Annotated in this window: 13 protein-coding genes; 5 read left to right on the forward strand and 8 right to left on the reverse strand. The window is 52.4% G+C overall.

All coding sequences use genetic code 11. The features are described from left to right. Window positions 1-13 precede the first annotated feature (13 nt). On the reverse strand, window positions 14-1,402 hold the full coding sequence (locus WN53_RS06660) for a metal-dependent hydrolase family protein (RefSeq protein WP_167669091.1): 1,389 nt from the start codon (window positions 1,400-1,402) through the stop codon (window positions 14-16). Between the two features lie 302 nt (window positions 1,403-1,704). On the opposite strand from WN53_RS06660, the gene WN53_RS06665 reads away from it, so the two are divergent. Next, window positions 1,705-3,252: a BglG family transcription antiterminator gene (locus WN53_RS06665; protein WP_024482820.1), complete on the forward strand. Its 1,548-nt coding sequence runs from the start codon at window positions 1,705-1,707 to the stop codon at window positions 3,250-3,252. A 50-nt stretch (window positions 3,253-3,302) separates the two neighbouring features. On the opposite strand, the gene WN53_RS06670 is transcribed toward WN53_RS06665, so the two are convergent. The 5 genes from WN53_RS06670 to WN53_RS06690 all read right to left on the reverse strand — a co-directional run bounded on the left by WN53_RS06670 (window position 3,303) and on the right by WN53_RS06690 (window position 11,756). After that, a complete protein-coding gene (locus WN53_RS06670; RefSeq protein ID WP_024482821.1) occupies window positions 3,303-6,551 on the reverse strand; it encodes a S8 family serine peptidase in 3,249 nt (1,082 codons plus the stop codon). Window positions 6,552-6,849: 298 nt separating this feature from the next. Continuing rightward, entirely contained in the window at window positions 6,850-8,058 is a 1,209-nt protein-coding gene (locus WN53_RS06675; protein ID WP_024482822.1) for an N-acetylglucosamine-6-phosphate deacetylase, read from the reverse strand. Beyond that, window positions 8,051-9,403, reverse strand: a complete 1,353-nt coding sequence (locus WN53_RS06680) for a class-II fumarase/aspartase family protein (RefSeq protein WP_024482823.1) — start codon at window positions 9,401-9,403, stop codon at window positions 8,051-8,053. The genes WN53_RS06675 and WN53_RS06680 overlap by 8 nt, the downstream gene beginning before the upstream one ends. Before the next feature lie 12 nt (window positions 9,404-9,415). Further along, window positions 9,416-10,981, reverse strand: a complete 1,566-nt coding sequence (locus tag WN53_RS06685) for a PTS transporter subunit EIIC (RefSeq protein ID WP_024482824.1) — start codon at window positions 10,979-10,981, stop codon at window positions 9,416-9,418. 232 nt (window positions 10,982-11,213) lie between these two features. Next, on the reverse strand, window positions 11,214-11,756 hold the full coding sequence (locus WN53_RS06690; RefSeq protein WP_152525748.1) for a hypothetical protein: 543 nt from the start codon (window positions 11,754-11,756) through the stop codon (window positions 11,214-11,216). A 237-nt stretch (window positions 11,757-11,993) separates the two neighbouring features. Between WN53_RS06690 and WN53_RS06695 the strand changes: the two genes are divergently transcribed. The 3 genes from WN53_RS06695 to WN53_RS06705 are packed head-to-tail and all read left to right on the forward strand — an operon-like array spanning window position 11,994 to window position 15,329. Then, window positions 11,994-13,028 (forward strand): glycosyltransferase family 9 protein, encoded by a 1,035-nt coding sequence (locus WN53_RS06695; RefSeq protein ID WP_024482825.1) that lies wholly within the window; start codon window positions 11,994-11,996, stop codon window positions 13,026-13,028. Between the two features lie 22 nt (window positions 13,029-13,050). Further along, entirely contained in the window at window positions 13,051-13,545 is a 495-nt protein-coding gene (locus WN53_RS06700) for a putative pterin-binding protein (RefSeq protein ID WP_024482826.1), read from the forward strand. After that, the gene (locus WN53_RS06705; protein WP_024482827.1) at window positions 13,542-15,329 is read left to right on the forward strand and encodes an ATP-binding response regulator; all 1,788 of its coding nucleotides are present in this window, start codon (window positions 13,542-13,544) and stop codon (window positions 15,327-15,329) included. The genes WN53_RS06700 and WN53_RS06705 overlap by 4 nt, the downstream gene beginning before the upstream one ends. Here the strand turns inward: WN53_RS06705 and WN53_RS06710 are convergent. Further along, window positions 15,319-16,170: a helix-turn-helix domain-containing protein gene (locus WN53_RS06710; RefSeq protein WP_024482828.1), complete on the reverse strand. Its 852-nt coding sequence runs from the start codon at window positions 16,168-16,170 to the stop codon at window positions 15,319-15,321. The genes WN53_RS06705 and WN53_RS06710 overlap by 11 nt on opposite strands. A gap of 409 nt (window positions 16,171-16,579) precedes the next feature. After that, the gene (locus WN53_RS06715; RefSeq protein ID WP_235166923.1) at window positions 16,580-17,116 is read right to left on the reverse strand and encodes a TetR/AcrR family transcriptional regulator; all 537 of its coding nucleotides are present in this window, start codon (window positions 17,114-17,116) and stop codon (window positions 16,580-16,582) included. A 385-nt stretch (window positions 17,117-17,501) separates the two neighbouring features. On the opposite strand from WN53_RS06715, the gene WN53_RS06720 reads away from it, so the two are divergent. Next, the gene (locus WN53_RS06720) at window positions 17,502-18,722 is read left to right on the forward strand and encodes a Tm-1-like ATP-binding domain-containing protein (protein WP_024482830.1); all 1,221 of its coding nucleotides are present in this window, start codon (window positions 17,502-17,504) and stop codon (window positions 18,720-18,722) included. The last annotated feature ends 112 nt before the right edge of the window (window positions 18,723-18,834 follow it).

Genomic DNA, 18,834 nt, shown 5'->3' on the forward strand with positions numbered 1-18,834 from the left:
GCAATATGAAAACTCACTTCGCCAGCCGCTGGTTTTTTACTATCTGACCGTCTTTCATAATGACAGTCAGGTTTTTGCCAGGATCGGCTAGCAGGCCGATATCAGCTAGCGGATCGCCGTTGACCAGTAATAAATCGGCTAAAGCGCCGACTTCGACAACACCCAGTTTTCCTGGATAGGGGTTGCGTCGATCTGATAGTGCCAACAATTGTGCATTATCAGCCGTCGCCATTTTGAGCACTTCGGCTGGGGTGTACCACCGCATCATGGTAGAAAGCTGAGAGCCTTGCCTGGTTGCCAAATTCGCATCAAATAACACGTCCGTGCCAAATGCGACTTTCACACCGTATTTTTTTGCCAAGCGATAGGCATTATCCGTTCCGGCAAACACTTGTGCTGCCCTGGCTTGTCCGGCAGCATCGGGCAGTTGATTGGCATTTTCGTCAGCCAAAAAAGGCTGCAAACTCCACCATGTCCCCGTATCTGCCATCAGCTTTGCCGTTGCATCATCGGCTAGTTGACCATGCTCAATCACTTTTGCACCGGCCTGAATGGCATTACGAATGGCTTCCGGGGTATATGCATGGACTGTCACATAGGTCCCCCAATTTGCAGCGGCCTCGACTGCAGCGTGAATTTCATCGACGCTAAGCTGTACCGTATCTATCGGGCCATAGGGAGAAGAGACGCCGCCGCCCCCGGTCAGTTTGATCTGGCTGGCTCCTTGCAATAATTGCTCTCTGGTGCGCTTGCGAACCTCATCGGATGAATCCGCTATCGCTGATATGCCTACTCGCTCTGGATAGCTCAATTGGTCAGGGGTAGACGGTATCTCTGAAAGCATACGAAAATCACCATGACCACCCGTTTGTGAAATCATTGCCCCCGATGGCCAGATGCGTGGCCCTTTGATGACGCCATTATCAATAGCGAGTTTTAAGCCAAACGCAGGTCCACCCAAATCGCGAACGCTGGTAAATCCACGCATCAGCGTTGACTCAGCTTCAGCACCGGCCAGCAAAGTAATAAAAGTTAACGGAGCCATTGATGCCTGGGCCATGGTAGGGCGCACCATAAAGGTATGCCAGTGAGCGTCGATAAGGCCAGGCATCAGTGTTTGACCATTGCCAGCGATATGCACTGCATCAGTGGGTGAACTAATCGGTTGGGAAGAAATTTGAGTAATTTTATTGCCTTCAACGACCACATTCATCTTGGCAGTTAAACTTGTGCCGTCAAAGATCCGCACATCCTCGAAGATGGTCATTGTCGATTGAGCAACGGATAATGAGGGTTGGAGCAGGAGGCCGGTCAGACATGTGGCCAAGAATGTTCTTTTGATTGAATCTAACATCAGTAATGCCCTCTCGGATCTCTGTACCAGATAGTGTTTATTATTCATAACCGATAGATTCTTCCTCTGAGATCCAAAAAGAGCACGGGAAGACTTTAGTCTCGATAGAGTTTAGAACTTTTTAATCTGGTGAGTGAAAAACCCCCCATTACAATGCAAAGTATTAAGTCTTTTCAGACAAAACTAATCGCTCTCTAGGGAGAGGAAAATAGCCGGCAGCGATAGAATACTGGAAGTGATAATCAGAGCTTGGGAGGTTGTTGCAACCGCTCCACCCAGCTCACAGACAACACTCACCATTTTCTATACTCTCAACTATCCGACTCCAGACCAGACGTTGAGATGCCTTGGTGAACAGTTTTGACCTGTCATTGTTGAAATATATTCAGGAACACAGCCCGGTGTTAATCGAGGATGTCACCTCCAGGTTTGGCAAAACCACGTCGACGCTGAAGCGCTCCATGAAGGAGATCAACGAGTTCCTGGAGCCAGATTGCCACCTACATATCGATGGGCAGTGGATCGTCACGGCGATCGGTTACCGGGAATATATCGCCTTTCTGGAACAGATCCCGTTTAACCGCTACATCACCACCGCCGATGAACGCATTAAAGATCTCAGCGTGGCGCTATGCCTGCAGGACGTGGTGAACAAAAGCGAGTATTACCGCAAGTTTAACGTCAGCCCAACCACGCTCAAAAACGATAACCAGGCGCTGTCGGCATTTTTACAGGCGAACCATCTCGCCGTTACCGCCATTCCCAAACAGGGGTCGCGGCTGGATGGCGACGAGATCCTGCTGCGCATCGCCATTTGCCTGACGATCCTGAAAACCATAGAGATCGGCGAAGATCACCTGCTGGTGCCCCACAAAGCCAATGAGCCGATTAATCGCTCCATTGCCACGCAGTTCTTAAAGGTGTGCCAACAGGAAATCAGTGCCGCTGCCGAGCTATACCAACAGCGGCTGAGCCAGCGGATCACGCTGGGCTATAACAGCAAGAAATACTTCCTGGTGTATATGAGCATTGCGCTACATCGCATGCGGCGCGGGCATTTTATTACCCACAGCGATAACCTGAGCTTTATTCAGTCCTCTGACTTTGGGTTGCTGGATGGCGAGCACGAAAACCGCTTTCTCGACCTGCTGATTTCATCGCTGACCTACACTTGGCGGCCGTTCGATATCTACGATCCCACGCTGATTACGCTCGTTGGCCGCCTTTGTGAAACCCTGACCCCGTTGCTACGGGCAGAAATCCACAACCGTTCGCCCTTCTTCGCCGAGATCTACCAGTTCGTCTATTCGACCATCGTACAAAACAAGTTCAATCTCTACTTTGACGATAAAAAACTGCATCAGGTGCAGACCCGGCATGCGCTGCTCTATCAGGGCGTCGCCCAGGCCACCGCACCCATTGCGCAGCACTATCAAACCACCTTTTCACCGGTGCATCTGTCCACGCTGGTGTTGATCCTGAAGAAATACGAGCTGCAAAACCGAGTCCACAGTGAGGAGAAAAAACGCGTCATTATCGTGACCAACTCTTCTGAAAGTAAGGTGGGCTATTTCAAGGAGGTGCTGAAGTCGCACTTCCATATTGAAATTGTCGGCTACGTGAATATCAATGAGATACACACGCTCAAGCAGATCCCCTTTGATTTGCTGATCACCTTCACCAATAAAATCTCGAGCTATCTGAAGTATTATCAGTTGGATTACATCAAGGTGAATTTCTATCTCAGCCGCGATGATATCTCGCTGCTCAGCCAGCACGGGCTCTCCCGGGCGAAGAAGAAGATCCCGGCAGAGGGATTTATTCAGGAGATTGAGGGATTGGATCGTCAGCAGCTGCGCGCCCTGCTAGAACAGAGATACCCTGACTTTTTCATTTGATCGGGACAACCACCAGCCTTGGCCGGTGGTTGTTTTATCGCGTAATCACTCTAGAAATCGATTTTTAACTTGGCGTAAAAGCCGTTTGAAGTGATATCGCTATTATAAGCACCGGTGTATGACAGACCGAAGGTGGTCGCTTTACCGAGCTTGGTTTCAATACCTAACCCCACGCCAACCAGGTTAGACAATTTGCCCCCCTGGATCCTGGCTACTCCGCTATCGGCAAGAGACATTGTCGCTTCTGGAGTGGTGTCACCGAAGAAGTGGGTACCATACAGATCGCCCTTCACTGCCATATCCAGGTTAGCCAAGGTAAATGGCACCGCGGTACGCACGCCAAGGGTGGTGACCTGCAGATCCTGGTTATCAACGTTGGTGGTAAACACCATGTTGTTAACCGTTTCTACATAGCCATCGGATTTGATATGCATCCAGCTGACACCGAAATAAGGCTCAACGGAATAGCTATCGGTATTGAATCCTGAATAGGCCGCTTCTGCAAACAGCTGGGTAATATCCACATTTGGGGAGACAGAATTTGTGCCAACCTGATCGAGGACACTCAAAGTACGATTAGCATCACGATCCTGCTTGGTGTACATCGCACCATAATTCAGCGAAGCCACATCAGCGATTTTAGAGACACCGTAAACCCCGAAGTGCAGGTCGTCACTGTCGATTTTACCGCTGCTTCCCCCTTTGAAATCGGTGCTACCCGCCCCGAAGTACAGCCCGAGTTTAGTGCTGCTGCTTACATCGATTTCACTGCCGATTAAGGCCGCGAAGAAATCGACGTCCATGCTGGATTGGCCGTAATCCACATTAGACCAGCTACCTATAGGTGCCATCCAGAAGCGGCCCGAACCATCGGCCGTTTCAACATAACGCCCTCCACCTATGCCAACCGCCTGATCCTTGATAACACGGGACATCGTCATTGAATTAACGATGCTGGCATTTTGCGTATTGAGGTACATATCATTGCCGAGTGAGTTGTAGGTATTACTAACCTGCTCACCAGATGCCATCAGCAGCGAGTCGAAAAGCGTCCCCCTACCCGTGCCCTCAATCGTATTGGCAATAGAGCGGCCATTGTGGTTTGAAGCGTAAGAGGCAAACGTCACATCATCATTGCGGCCAAAACTGGCGGTGAGGGCATTACCAGAAACCTCGACCTCGGTGTTGAAGAACGCGTACTGAGGTGTGGCAATGGCCTTATCAACACCGGTTAAGGCATCAGCGGTGACCGTGCCAACAGCGACGGTGCCATTATTAAACACGTCTGCATATACATCCCTGTCGTTGGAACCCACCGTAATCATCGAACCGTTGTTAAAGGTCAACTGACCCACATTGACATGTTCATCCGTGCTGACGACGTAAGTGCCCCCGGCATTGACGTCAATATTGGCCTTATGGCTTGCTGTCGATGTCAGTGGCCCCTTCAGCGTAAACGTATCGTTATAGTGGCCAATGACCCCGAACTTACCGCCATTCACCGCCACGGTGCCGCTACCAAAGGATTCAGTGAAGCCATACAGGGCGCCGTTCTCCACGGTAGTATTCCCCTGATAGCTGTTATCACCGGTCATGACCAACGTACCCGCACCGAGTTTAACCAGGGAACCGGTATAGAGATCAGCGTCAATTTTGGACTCAATAGCTGCAGCACGCGCAGCGTAATAATCCTGCCGCCATTTCTCCGCATCCTCCTGGCTGACGATATGATCCGTCGGATCGCTGTTACCGTCATTGACTACGAAGCTATTACCCAGCTCATAGGCTCCACCAGCCGCAATACCCTGATTTTTATAGTTCTGTAGCCAGGCCAAATCCTCTTGTTTACGCGCATCCAGCGCTTGCTGGCTGATGTTATTACTCCAGACATCAAGCGGTGTTGTGGCCATGTTGTACTCAACCTTGCCAAGGAACTGACCGGGCCCATACATCCCTTTATCAAGATCGGGCACTCCCCAGCCGTAGCGAACATCGGGAACGCCGTCAGCCGCAGTCCAGTTGGCCAGCGTACTACCGTCTGGGTTCTGGTGGCTGGCAGTGGTGAACATCACATCACGAACCTGAAGAGCGCTCATATCTTGATAGCGTGAAAGCAGTACGCCCATGGCACCAGCCACATGGGGAGCCGACATGGAGGTACCTGATGAGTTCCCCCAGCCCGGAGCCCCGGTTGTCGCATTCACCGTGGTTGAGTAGATGCTATTTCCCGGCGCAGCCACGGTCCACCATTTGGCCTCGCCAGCCTCATTCCAGGTATAAGAGAGGGAGTATTTATCGGTACCGGTTACCCGTTGCAACCCGGCAACAGCAATCCAGTGCTGCTCAGCTTCAGGGTGATAATAAGGGTAAAGTGCACGATAGAATGGATTGGCAAAATCGCGGTTGCCCGTGGTAAATATCTGCACCACCGTGGTGCCTTTCACGGCATCATAGGCAGCATCAACAAAGGACGGATTGTCTCCATAGACTTTATTGAAATAAAAGTACTCATATTCTGACTGGGTCATGTTATTGGCAGGTATATGCACACCGGTATTGCCACCATCACTGCCGGTTGACCCGTTGTCGACAATACGAATGTTGGTACCCCAGCTGTTATTAATCACCTCTGCACCGGAATCAACCAGCGCTTTCCAACCGGTATAGAAGTACTGGTAATCCTGGAATGGGCCATAGTTATTGCCATCCGTGCCACCGGTATTAGCGACATAAATATTGGCGCCCCAGGCAACACCGTGCATGCCTTCACCATCACGATTAGCCCCAACGGTGCCGGTTACGTGGGTTCCATGACCATCGTTAACACCGGCTACCCATTGGCCGCTGATATCAAATGCTTCACCCTCGATATATTCGCCCTGTAACCCCGGTGCCGACTGTGGGTAACGCAAACCGGACGAACCGTAGATGCCATTAGCCTGGACTGCATGGAAGCGATCGCCGTTAAGATCTTGATGAATAAATAACAGAGCACCAGAATCCATTACGCCAACGTTAACCCCTTGCCCAGAGTACCCCAGCGCATAGGCGCTGGATGCTTTCATCGCAGTGATGCCCCAATCCCTGCTGTATTCCTCTGTTTCCCAACTGGCTTTATCGCCTATCTGCCCTGTTTCCACATAAGCTGCGGTGGCCACCCCGGCCATCGGCGAGATGGCGGCGGAAATGGTCAAGGCAATGAGTGACTTGTTAAGCGTGACTTTTTTCCCCTGGTTTTGATTTATTTTGTTGGGTTGTTGCAAAGCCTTGTGAAAAAATACCTTTGAAATCAAATTCATGTTGATATTCCTTTCAATAATGCTCACAGAAATATTTCTTTGTGCCAAGTTGGCCACACCTTTTTTATTGATTTGTATACCATTTCAAACGAGCACCCGCAGTTTGCTCACTTTTTGAACTGACACATATTGATAAATATCAACATAGTTTTTTACAGCCCATCAAATAATTAGATTATGTGACGGCCTTCATCAATAAAATCGCTGAAATTTTTTGAGGTTGTACCACTGAGAGTTTTAGCTAGGAGGGAATGGAGGCCACTACGGCCAACCAACGTTGGCCGTGCATTAGGTAAGGTTACAGTGTCTGACGAACGCCCCGGCAGTAGACTTCCACCAGATCCAACCCTTCATTCAGCACCAGAATATCGGCATCTTTCCCCGGGCACAGTGACCCTTTCCGGCCCTGCGCGCCCGCCAGAAACGCCGGATTCTCGCAAGCGATGCTGGCGACGGACACCAGGCCATTATCCAGACGATCGACGATGTTCTTCACCGAATCGAGAAAGTTCATCTCCAGTTGCTGCACCGCACCATAGTCACAGGGGCAAACGTGGCGCGTATCGCCACCGTCTGAGGTGATCTCTAACTGCCCCTGTTTGATACGGAAGGTCTCTTTGCGCAGGTAATGGTGAAACTCATAGCCTTCCGGGAAATCCACATAGCCCATACAGTCACTCATCAGCACCATGCGCCGATCGCGCTTCAGGCGATAAAGCAGATCAAATGCCTCCGGTTTGATGGTGATGCCGCTCTGTTTCGCAACTTCCGCATAGGTATCCTGATAGTACATCAGCGCACCGACCACCCCGAGCTCACGGTGATGGAAGCCACGCATCCCGCTATAAGCGTGGGTGAAATGATTTAATCCCGCCTCTATCGCTGCCGTAACCTCAGCAAAGGTGGCATCGGTATGCCCAGCCGACGCGGTGATCCCTTTCGCCCGCAGATGGCGAATCAAATCCAACGCACCTTCCAGCTCTGGCGCTAGTGTCATCAGACGGATGTTCTGCCCTGCCAACTGGTTAAAGCGTTCGAATCCTTCAATGCTTGGCCGTTGCAAGCAGTCAGCTCGCTGCATGCCGAGGTGTTTTTCGCTGATGTAGGGGCCTTCCATATGGATGCCGATGGCTTCGGCCCCGTCCGCTGGCGTTGCCGTGGCAATATAGTCAGCGGCCTCCACTAACGACGTCTCCAGGAAATCATTTGGCATCGTGCCGGAGGTAGGCAGATATGAGGTGACGCCGACCTTGACCAGATCGTGGCTCATCCACTTCAGCGACGCCTTATTGCCCTTGTAGCCGAACGAACCCCGTCCCCAGCCATGCACATGAATATCGACAAACCCGGGCATGATGATCCGATGACTGTGGTCGATGCAGCTACCGGAAAAGTGGCTGGCGAACCCGCTGATTTGCCCTTGCTGCACCAATAGATAACCGGCCTTGATACCGTCGGGGAACACGATCCGGTTGGACTTAATGACCCCGGAGCGCTGGTCATTCATGGCTTCTCTCCAAGACCCGGTCCGCCAGTTCATCGGCCAATACGGCGCACAGGCCGGTATAAGCACCGGGATCCAGCAGCTCCGCAATCTCCTGCGCCGTGAAGTTTTCGGCCATGACCGGATCCTGGCTTAGTATTTCACCGTATTCGAGGTGTTCATGGGTGCTACGCATCGCCATGTTGTAAACCAGTTCATGGGCCGGATCCTTGCCCAGCTTATCCACCAGCTTCATCATGATTTTTTCGCTGTTGATCAGCCCGTGCGTCAGCATCACGTTGTCGTGCATCCGCTCAGGGTTAATCACCAGCGTGCGCGTCAGCTCCTCTGCACGCAGGATAATCTCGGCCATCAGCTCAATGCTTTCCTGCAGGCTGGCATCAAAGATAAAGTAGGCCGAGCTGTCCGCCTCAAACGGCCTTGGGCAGACGTAGAGCGCCGCCGTCATCACCGAATACAGCTTCTGGGCGTTGGCAATGATGCCCTTTGCCAGCTTGGGATTGACCTTCTGCGGCATGGTGCTGCTGCCCACGGTGCCTTTGGTGAACGCCTCAGAGACCTCGCCAAACTCCTCGCTAGACGTCTGATAAACCTCTTCGGCAATTTTATGCAGGGTGGTTGCCAGCAAACACAGGTTGCTGATGTACTCGGCGCGGAACACTCTGGCATTGCGTGAAGGCACCAGCATCGAATGCATTCCGAGCTGTTCGGCGACCAGATCCTGCACCGTTCTGCCCGCTTCCCCCGTGGCGTGAAAAGCGCCCACCGCGCCGCCCATCATCACGGTGAAGACACGCTTTTCTGCCTCTTGCATACGTTCCACCGCCGCCAGCAACTCATAAATCCACACGGAAACCTTATAGCCATAGGTGATAGGCAAGGCATGTTTGCCGTGGGTGCGCCCCGCCATCAGGGTATTTTTGTGTGCCTTCGCCAGGCGGGCCAGATTGACCAGCGTGTCATCGACAAACTTCATCAGATGACGGTGGAATTTCTGCACGATCAGCAGATGGGCCGTTTGCTGTATGTTTTGGGTCGTCACGCCGTAGTGCACGTACTTGCCGCTTTCTGCATCACAAGCCTTCACCAGTACCTTAATGACAGGCACAAACCCGTGGCCAATCTGACGCATCAATCGGTCGATCTCCGCCAGATCGATCCGCTCCAACTGGCAGTTGGCGGCAATATTTTCTGCCGCAGCAGCAGGGATCATACCGACCTTAGCCTGCGCCATCGCCAGAGCGCCTTCCACGTCTAGCCATGACTGTACCCTGGCCTCGTGGGTGAAAAGGTCTTTCATACCCTGATGGTCGATGGTTTTACTTTTGGAATCATAAAGTGCGCGCATGCTGTGTTCCTCTTAACGTTGCTGGATGCCAGCAAGATTGTCGTCTACCGCGTTACGGACAAACTCGACGTGCGGCCCGAAGACCACGTGAATATGGTTGCTGGAGGGAATAAAGGTCCCCAATGAACCGGCCTCTTTGAGCAACTCCATGTTCATCAGCTTCTGGTCGCCAAGGTCGATACGCAGCCGCGACACACAGTTTTCTACCCGCTTGATGTTCTGCCTACCGCCCAGCCCTTCTACGACCAGCTCCGCCACCTTGTCGTACTCTTTGTTATTGAGCAGCGCGCTGTCCGCCATCTCTTTCTCGCGGCCTGGCGTTTTGATATCAAACTTGCCAATGGCGTAGCGGAACACGCCATAGAACACCACAAAGTTAATCGCGCCCAGCAGCAGCAGGTTCGGCCAGTGGGTGTTTTCGTACATCAGCCCGAAGATGCCGAAGTCAAAGATGGTGCCGCGAATATAGCCAATCGAGACGTCCAATATTTGCAGAGGAATGGTTAGCAGGCCGCACAAGATCGCGTAGATAACAAAGAGCTGCGGCGCAATAAACAGGAAGGAGAACTCAAGCGGTTCGGTGATATTGCCGAGGAACGCCGTCAGCACCACGGTCAGGATCATCCCTTTGGCGAATTTCTTGTTTTTGAAATAGGCCATGTGGTACATCGCCAGCCCGATAGCCGGAACGCGGAACAACGTGGTCAGCATCTGCGACGAGGCAAGGTAGCTGGACAGCGTTGGCATGAACTCATTCCATGCCGGATGGTTAGGCCCCAGTTCAAACAGGATCTTGTTCATGGCGGGCAGAATGCCAACGTAGGTTTGCCCATCAATCAGATAGGTGCCACCCGCTTCGGTGAAGCGCACCGTCGAACTCAGGACATGGTGCAAGCCAAACGGGATCAGCAAACGGTTCAGAGTCATGTAGATCCCGGCACCGATATTCGGCGCCATCATCACGGTCGAGATGCTCCGCATCCCATAGGTAAACACATCCCATACGAACGGGATCAGCAGGCCGACCGGGATGGTGAAGGCAATCGACAGGATGGCGACCGATTTCTTCCCGCTGAAGAAGGCAAAGGCCAACGGCAGCTGTAGCCGGTAGAACCGGTCAGTCACCTTGGCGGCAAGCAAACCGGCAATGATCCCTCCCAGCGCCTCTATTTTCAGCGTATGGATGCCGAGCACCATGCCCTGCCCGACCAGCGCCATATTCTCCGTCACCAATTGGTCCATCACTTTCAGATGCACGTGCATGGAGATCAGTAAGGTTAGATAGGCGATGACCGAAGCGAAGACCGCAATGCCCTTTTCCTTCTTCGACATGCCATAAGCGACCCCCATGGCGAACAGCAATGGGATATTCTGGAACACTACGCTGCTGATTAATCCCACCGAAGAGAGGATCGCCTTGCAGTAGGCATTTCCCAGAAACGGCAGTTTATCGATCATATACGCCTGGCCCAGCGCGCTACAGATCCCCATTAGCATCCCCACCGGGGCTAACACGGCAATAGGCAATAATAGGGAACGCCCAAACGTCTGTATTTCGTTTTTAAAGTTGGATTTCATTATGTGGCCCCTGGTTTACTTTACCGCTCTATCAAACAATGCCAGCGCGCCCACCATCAAGGCCAAATACTGGCTGATTCAAGGCTCATTTTTTGCCCGTCAAAAAACGGAGGCACGACAAATTGCCACCCGGTCGTTTTCAGACGGGCGGTAATAGGTCAAGGTTGGTAGGCGGTTACCAGGCCAGGCCGCGATCCAGACTCAATCGATCACGGCCACCAGATGGTTTAGCTTACTGATTTACGACTGCGGGGACCGGAATATCCAATCCATAAAGGCGCAGCATGGCAGGCGTGTCTTCAACGTCAGCAAAAACATACCGCACTCGGACTGCCGCATTTTCCGGAATGGTAATATTCGCATCCCCAGGCACCAATGCGGTTTTCAGTGGTGAAACAAAACCCTCCTTGTCTAACAGCATCAATGATTTACTTTCATTCAGATTGCTAAGACGTACGATTTTGTCGGTTTTATTACGGAGGGAAAGGGTCACTTTATATTCTTGGGCCGCGACTTTCTCAATGGCGGAAACCGATGCGGTGACATTTTTAACCAGATTGTCTTTGTCGGTCACAATGATGGCCCCATCAATGCTGCTACCTGACTGACGGCCATCATCCACGCCATCTTTCAGACCGCTGAGTGCATCTTTACCTGAGGCAATGACGCCAGAGACCACGCTTTTCACGCTGTCTTTCACCACGGCGGTCTCTTCAGCCTGAACGGCAGGGGCAGCCATCATCACCAAAACCAAGGCCATTACGCTATTTTTCATCTCATTATCCTGCTTATCATTATCCATTGACGACAAAATCACCTCAATCTAGCGGAAAATAACACGGATGACATCTTATCTATTGGGGCTGCCTTCCTGCTGCTATTCAGGTAAGGCGTAAACACCAATCTTTTTAATGCTATTTCGCTTATTCTCACCTGCAAAGCGCGGCGTTTTCTGCCATTCTTTTGCCTATTCCTCCTAGCCTTAGCCGCGCCTTCGTAGACAGGACAAATAATGGAAGTGTTAACAAAGGATGAAGTGTTATATCACCGGGGAAGTTTGCTGACAGCAGACGGCGTCATGGTCGCCTCATGGGATCTTGAGCAGCAGGAGAGTTTTTCCGGTGATTATTTTAGCCTGGCTGGCTACCGCGGTATCCGCAACGCCGCTGCGGCTCCTTTCAGCGTGGATTATTGTAATGAATCTGTCGTGCACATCATTAATGGCATGGGCGTAACGCTGGGCGATTCCATTATTGGCCTGACCGCGCTTGAAGCGCTGCGCGAGTTTAATCCCAACCTGCGTACTATTATCTACCGGCCAGGGCGCGCGCCCCACTATGTCGATCAGCTTTATCATCTGGCGGCAGGCGTGGTGGCGGATCTCCGTTGGCTGCCGTGGAAGGCAGAGCATCTTCCAGAGCAAGAACTGTGTATCGATGCCGGTAATCAGCTGTTCTGGCCAGCCTTCACCACGTTGCCGATGATTGATTTTTTCCTGCAGGCGCTGGGCGTTAAACCTGCCGCTATTCCTGCTGCGGCGAAAGCCAACCGCTGGATGCAAAAACTGTGTCTGCCGCCATTACCTGAGTGCTGGCAGAACAAGCCCTATGTGCTGTTTTGCCCCACCGCCAGTACGCCGTTACGCAGCATCCCGGCCAGTGCTCATGTGCCACTGGTGAATGCCCTGTGGGAGAAGTTTGCCTGCCCGGTGCTGGGGTTCGGCGCAGTGGATCACCCGCATTATGTGGATATTCAACCGCTCTCCACCGCTACCGCGGATTTCCTGGCCTGGGTGAAGCATGCCCGCTATGTTCTGACATCGGATACCGCTGCGGTACATATTGCCGCAGGCTACGATGTCCCAACTACCGCCTTCTTTACCTCAATCGCTCCCGAATTGCGGGTGCGAGACTATCCTTTATGTCAGCCGGTCTATTTTGCCCTCGCCAAGCTGAACAACGTGCAGGCCAGCGCCAGAAAGCATGACCTGGAGCAGGTCGAACTAGCTTTTACTACCCTGATGCTAAACGAATTGCCGTGGGCCTGATCCCCGGTCTGGAGAACTACCGATGCTGTTGACCGCAATAAGAAATACCGCGTTTGCCCTGCTGGCTTTGGTCATTACCCAAACCAGTGCTCTCAGCTTTACCCTGGAAGTCAGCGGCAAGATTAAAAACACCACCGACGCCGAGAACAAAACCTATGTCTTTACCGATAAAGAGCTGTTTGCCATGCCAGTCCACAGCATCACGACCACCACTTCGTGGACGCCCAGAGTAAAATTCGATGGCGTATTGCTGGCGGATATTTTGGCTAAAGTGGGTGCCGAAGGCACCATGATGACGCTCTACGCGCTGAACGATTATTATATTGATGTGCCCATCTCGGACGTGGCTAAATACAATATGATCCTGGCCTATAAAATGGGCGGGGAAATGTTAAAGGTGCGCGATTTCGGGCCGCTGTTTCTGATCTATCCCCGCGATGCCGGGGGCGCGGAGCTCAATTCTCCGCTGTATAACTCGCGCTTTATCTGGCAGATCAACAGGATCGTCATTAAATGAAGTTAGTCAGGTTCAAAGACAGTGGCAGATTGGCTATTCCGGCCATTTTTGCCGCCTTATTCCTACTCGCCTCAACGGTGACGCTGTATTACTACAGCGCCACCTTGTCCAAAAAAGGGCTGTATGCCGTTGCCGGTACGCAGGAAAACTACTCTTGGTCGATCGCCAAGTTCGCCATCAAGCTGGCGGAATTTGAAACCCTGGTGGAACAGCAAAAAAGCACCAACCAGGTGGATATCGATAATCTGAGGCTAAGGTTCGATATTCTCTATTCTCGCTATTCGGTGCTCGCCCGCCCGTCAGAGTCGACCCTGCCGCTGTACCACGAACCTGGCTATCCCGAGCTCGTTGAGCGGATGCGCAATGAAATTACCCAGTTGGATCAGTTGGTCAACAGCCCTCAGGTAGATCTGGGGCTGATTTCGCAGGCCATGCAGCAGATCAAACCTTCCGCGATTATGATGGCCAACCTGGCGGACCACGCTGAAGTGAAGCAGCGTACCGGGGCTTACGAAGATTTTATCGAGAAAAGGCACATCATCTTTTATGGCCTGGTGATCATCATGTTCTCGGTGATCGCGCTGATTGCCATCACGCTGATCGTCATCCGCCAGCAGCGCCAAACCATCAGCCAACAGTCGAAGGCCATTCGCGCTGAGCAAAAGGCTATCCGCACCAAAAACGCCTTCCTCGGGGCCATCGGGCATGAACTGCGCACCTCGCTGCAAAGCATTATGTCCGCCATTGATGTGCTGACCAATACCCGCGTATCCCATGAGCACAAGGATACCTTCCACCGGCTGGAAACCGCCGCCGAGCAGATAGAAAGCCAGATGAAGGATCTCACCGATTATGCGCGCCTGGACAGCGGCATGATGGAGCTGCGCATTGTTCCCTTTAATGCCCAGCAGGTGATCGACGAAACGACGGATGAAATCGCCATGCTGACCCATAAACCTGGGGTCAAACTGGTACGTGAAGTGGAATTCACCCATGCGCAGGTCTATTCCGACCCTCAGCGGCTACGGCAAATCGTGGTTAACCTGCTGACCAACGCCTTTAAATATACCGAAAGCGGCACCATCACGCTGCACAGCTGCCTGCGTAGCCAACCGGCGGGGAGTTCGTTAATCATCGAAGTCACGGATACTGGCATCGGTATCGACAATGCCCTGCTACCGCAGATTTTTGAGCCCTTTACCCAGCTCGATCAGTCAAATACTCGCCAATACAGCGGGGTTGGCATGGGATTGGCGATCGTCCACGGCCTGGTTGAATTGCTCGGCGGCACGATCACGGTGTACAGCGAAGTGGGAGAAGGCAGCACCTTTATCGTCAGCATTCCCGTTGAGATCAGTGAAGAACAGTTGCCAGAGCAAAGCCCACGTCCGGCAGCGACGCTGTTGAAAAAAGAGCAGCAAATCCTGGTGGTAGACGACAATCCTGCCGCAGGCATGGCCTTTATCGCCCTGCTCGACAAGTTGGGCTATCAATATGAGCTGTGTGACTCGTCAGAACGTGCACTGCAAAAGCTGCTGCGGCGGCCTTACGATGCCTTGCTGCTCGATCTGCAAATGCCCGGCATCGATGGTGTGGCAGTGGCGCAACAGCTACGTGACCAGCGCGGCCCGAACCGTAATATCCCGATTATCGGTATCAGCGCCTATACGCCAGAACTGCTGCCTAGCGAGCAACGCGCCATGTTTGACGATTATCTGATGAAACCAGTACGCATGGAGGCGCTATCCACCTCACTCACGTCGCTGTTTGTCACTACAGATTAAAGCACCGTTGCAGTGCGGCTTCGATTACATGGAGCCGCACCGGTTTTTCATACGGGCCTAACACGTCATAATCGCGCATCGCTCTGGCAATCTCTGACTCACGCAAATCGGTGCCCAACTGGCCGGTCAGCACCAGGATCGGCGCATCTGCATGATCGGAAGTGCGAATGGTTTCGATGCATTTCTGCGCCGTTTCGTGGCCTATCAACCAATCCACCACGTAGCCATCAAACGGGTTTTTGGCCAGCGCCTGGCAGAAACTGCTGACGTCATAGAAAGCCACGGCATTGAATCCTTGGCTATTGAGATACTTGGTTAGCTCATCAGCGGCCTGATGTGCATCATCCAATACCGCAATGCTCAGGCGATCGTCTTCGCTATGGCTGGGGCGGATCTCGATCAGTTCGACAGCAAAACGCTTGCCCTGTGGGGCCTCGCTGGCTCGATAAACCATCCACTGCCCATCCTGCTGCAAGCCAACAAACTCGGCCTGCTTGCTGCCCACTAGTTCGCTGCTAATGTGCGCCACACAAGGTAACGCCACCCCGGCCACAGAAAAGATGGCATCCTGTGCCACAGTGGACCCAACAGGCTCGCTTTCGGGCAGAATGTCGACGATGGACGCCGGCGTTTCTCCCAAAGCCAGTGCCACGCTGTTGATTTGTTCCAGCGTCCATGGGCTCTGGCCTTTCAGCTTGCGGTGAGCATGGGAAAAACTCAGATCCAAAATGCGGCTGAGTTCCTTGGCATGTTGTCGCTTGCCGATCCCATGCTGCAAAAAGAGTTCCCTAACCTTGCCTGCAATCGACTGCGAATCGAATTTTTGATGATTGTTAAACATTTTATCCTTCGATATATCTCGCTGATTTTTCAGTCGCTTTGACACCCATCCGTACAAAAACGTTATCGAAATCTCGCATACTATACAATCTTAGCCTAATAGCTTGCTTGACATACCATCTTTTATGGTCAAACATGGTACCAGAAGTGATATATTATAAAAACGATAGTAGAACGATAAGTTAGTAATAACCATACCAGCACCAGGGAAATTATAAGCCGGCCACAACACCTGATTAAAGTATCGACAGGGAGTTGCAAGCTGAGCAAGTTTAACCGCAGAGTTAATTGCTTCACCCCTCGTTAAGCCGGGGCCCGCAAGGGTTCCGGTTTTTTATTAGCCAAAAACCCAATGAAAAGGCCGGAGAACACTCCCCGGCCCGTCAGCATGGCCAACCTCGATCGGCAGATTACCTTCCAGCGTTGGCATCTTCTTCAGCCTGGCGAATGATGGCTTTGGCCATCCACTGGGTCACATCTTGAATATCATCGAGCTCTAAACCCCAAATGTCCTTCAGCACCAGGAACACCTCGGAACCATAAATCAGCGAAAAGGCGTGGATTACGCGTTGCAGGGCTTCAGCAGGGAGTTTGTTCTGCAAGGGCTCCACCGCCAGCTTCAACAGCCGTTTGCGATTGCCACGCACAAACTTTTCGCCCGGCGTCGCGTTAGCCCATTGCTGGAGCGATAGCTGTAACGCCGCACGTAGCGCGCCTTCATGCTGCTCCATCTGCGGATAGGCAAACGCCAACAGTTGATGAATGCGCTTGAGCGCATCGTTATCCTGCGGTTGCCATTCAAGGATCGGCCCCAGGCTTTTCGCCACAACGGCGGAGATCAGGGCACTTTGGGTGGGAAAATAGCGATAAGCGGTGGCACGGGAGACCTGCGCATGCGCCGCCAGCTCTGTAATCGAAGGGAAGACCCCACCATCGTAGAGCTCCATCGCACAGGCCAGCAGCAAGCTGCGGGTTTTGGCACGAGTATGTGTCAAAGATTCATCCCGTGGAGCGGGAAATGCGGATATTGGCACGTTTTCCTCGAACTTCCTCGTATCTTCCAGCCTTGGAGTCAATACGATAGACAGCCTCACCGACAGATCCTGGCCCATCGGCAACGTAAAAAATTACCGCTAAGATAGCCAAAAACGGGACACAAGTCTCACTTTAAGCAAATTAATGCTTGCAAAAATGATACGGCAGTCTCATTATGACCAACAAATAAACGATAGTACCTTATTGTCCGACACCAGGGTTCACCACCTACTATAAAAAATAGCATTAAAATCAATTTGTTCAGACCTTTGTCTGAACCTTTTTCAGGAACAGATGATGAGCAGCACCCCAGGTTTTGTCTATATTGCTACCACAGCAGATACTAAAGGACAAGAACTGGAATATGTCCGTCATCTGATCGCCAATCTCGATTTACCCGTCATCACCCTCGATCTCTCCACTTCCGGTAAGCCTTCTCTGTATCATGCGGACGTTTCTGCACATGAGATCGCGGGTTACCATCCGGAAGGTGAACAAGCCGTTTTTTGTGCTAATCGCGGGCAGGCGATTGCGGCCATGGCTATCGCTTTTGAGCGCTTCATGCTCTCACGTCGTGATGTTGCTGCGCTGCTCGGTTTGGGCGGGTCTGGTGGCACCGCGATCATCACACCCGCCATGCAACAGTTGCCCATCGGCCTGCCAAAGCTGATGGTATCGAGTATGGCTGCGGGTGATGTCGCTGGCTATGTCGGCTCCAGCGACATTGCCATGCTGTATTCTGTCACCGATATCGCCGGGCTAAATCGCATTTCACGCAAGGTATTGAGCAATGCCGCCAACCAGATAGCCGGGGCCATCCGCTTTCATATCGATGATGATGCCGACAGCAAACCCGCCACCGGCCTGACCATGTTTGGCGTCACTACGCCTTGTATCAAGGCCGTGACCAACGCCATTGAGCACGACTGGGATTGCCTGGTGTTTCACGCTACCGGCAGTGGTGGCCAGGCAATGGAAAAGCTGATCGACAGCCGCTTGCTCAACGCCGTATTGGATCTGACCACCACCGAGGTATGCGACTATCTGTTTGATGGCGTGTTGGCCTGCAACGAAGATCGCTTTGGGGCCATTGCCCGCACTGAGATCCCTGGTGTGATGTCATGCGGGGGGCTGGATATGATCAACTTCGGTCACCCGAAAACCATTCCGGCCCGCTACGCCAATCGTCAATTTTATTGCCACAACAGCCAGGTAACGCTGATGCGCACCACGGCGCAGGAGAATACCCAGTTAGGGCGCTGGATTGGTGACAAGCTGAACGCCTGTGCCGGGGAGGTATGCTTTGTCGTACCGCTGGGTGGCTTTTCAACTTTGGATGCGCCAGGGCAGCCCTTCTGGGATCCACAGGCGCTGAGCGCTTTTGTTCACTCGCTGGAACGGACGCTGGTACAGACCGCAAAACGCCGGTTGCTCAAAGTGCCGTACCATATCAACGATCCCCTGTTCGCCGCGATTATTATCGAACAATTTAATGCCATTGCTGCTACGGTTAAATAATCCTGTCAGAAAATTAAATTCGTGTCGATAGCCCTACTGTGGGCCGCCCCCCCCCCCCGTGATGGGTCAGAAAGGGTTATTTGTGGTCCATAATATTTTTACGGGCCGTAAA

It is taken from the genome of Serratia fonticola (assembly GCF_001006005.1).
In the GTDB taxonomy this organism is placed as follows: Bacteria; Pseudomonadota; Gammaproteobacteria; order Enterobacterales; family Enterobacteriaceae; genus Chania; species Chania fonticola.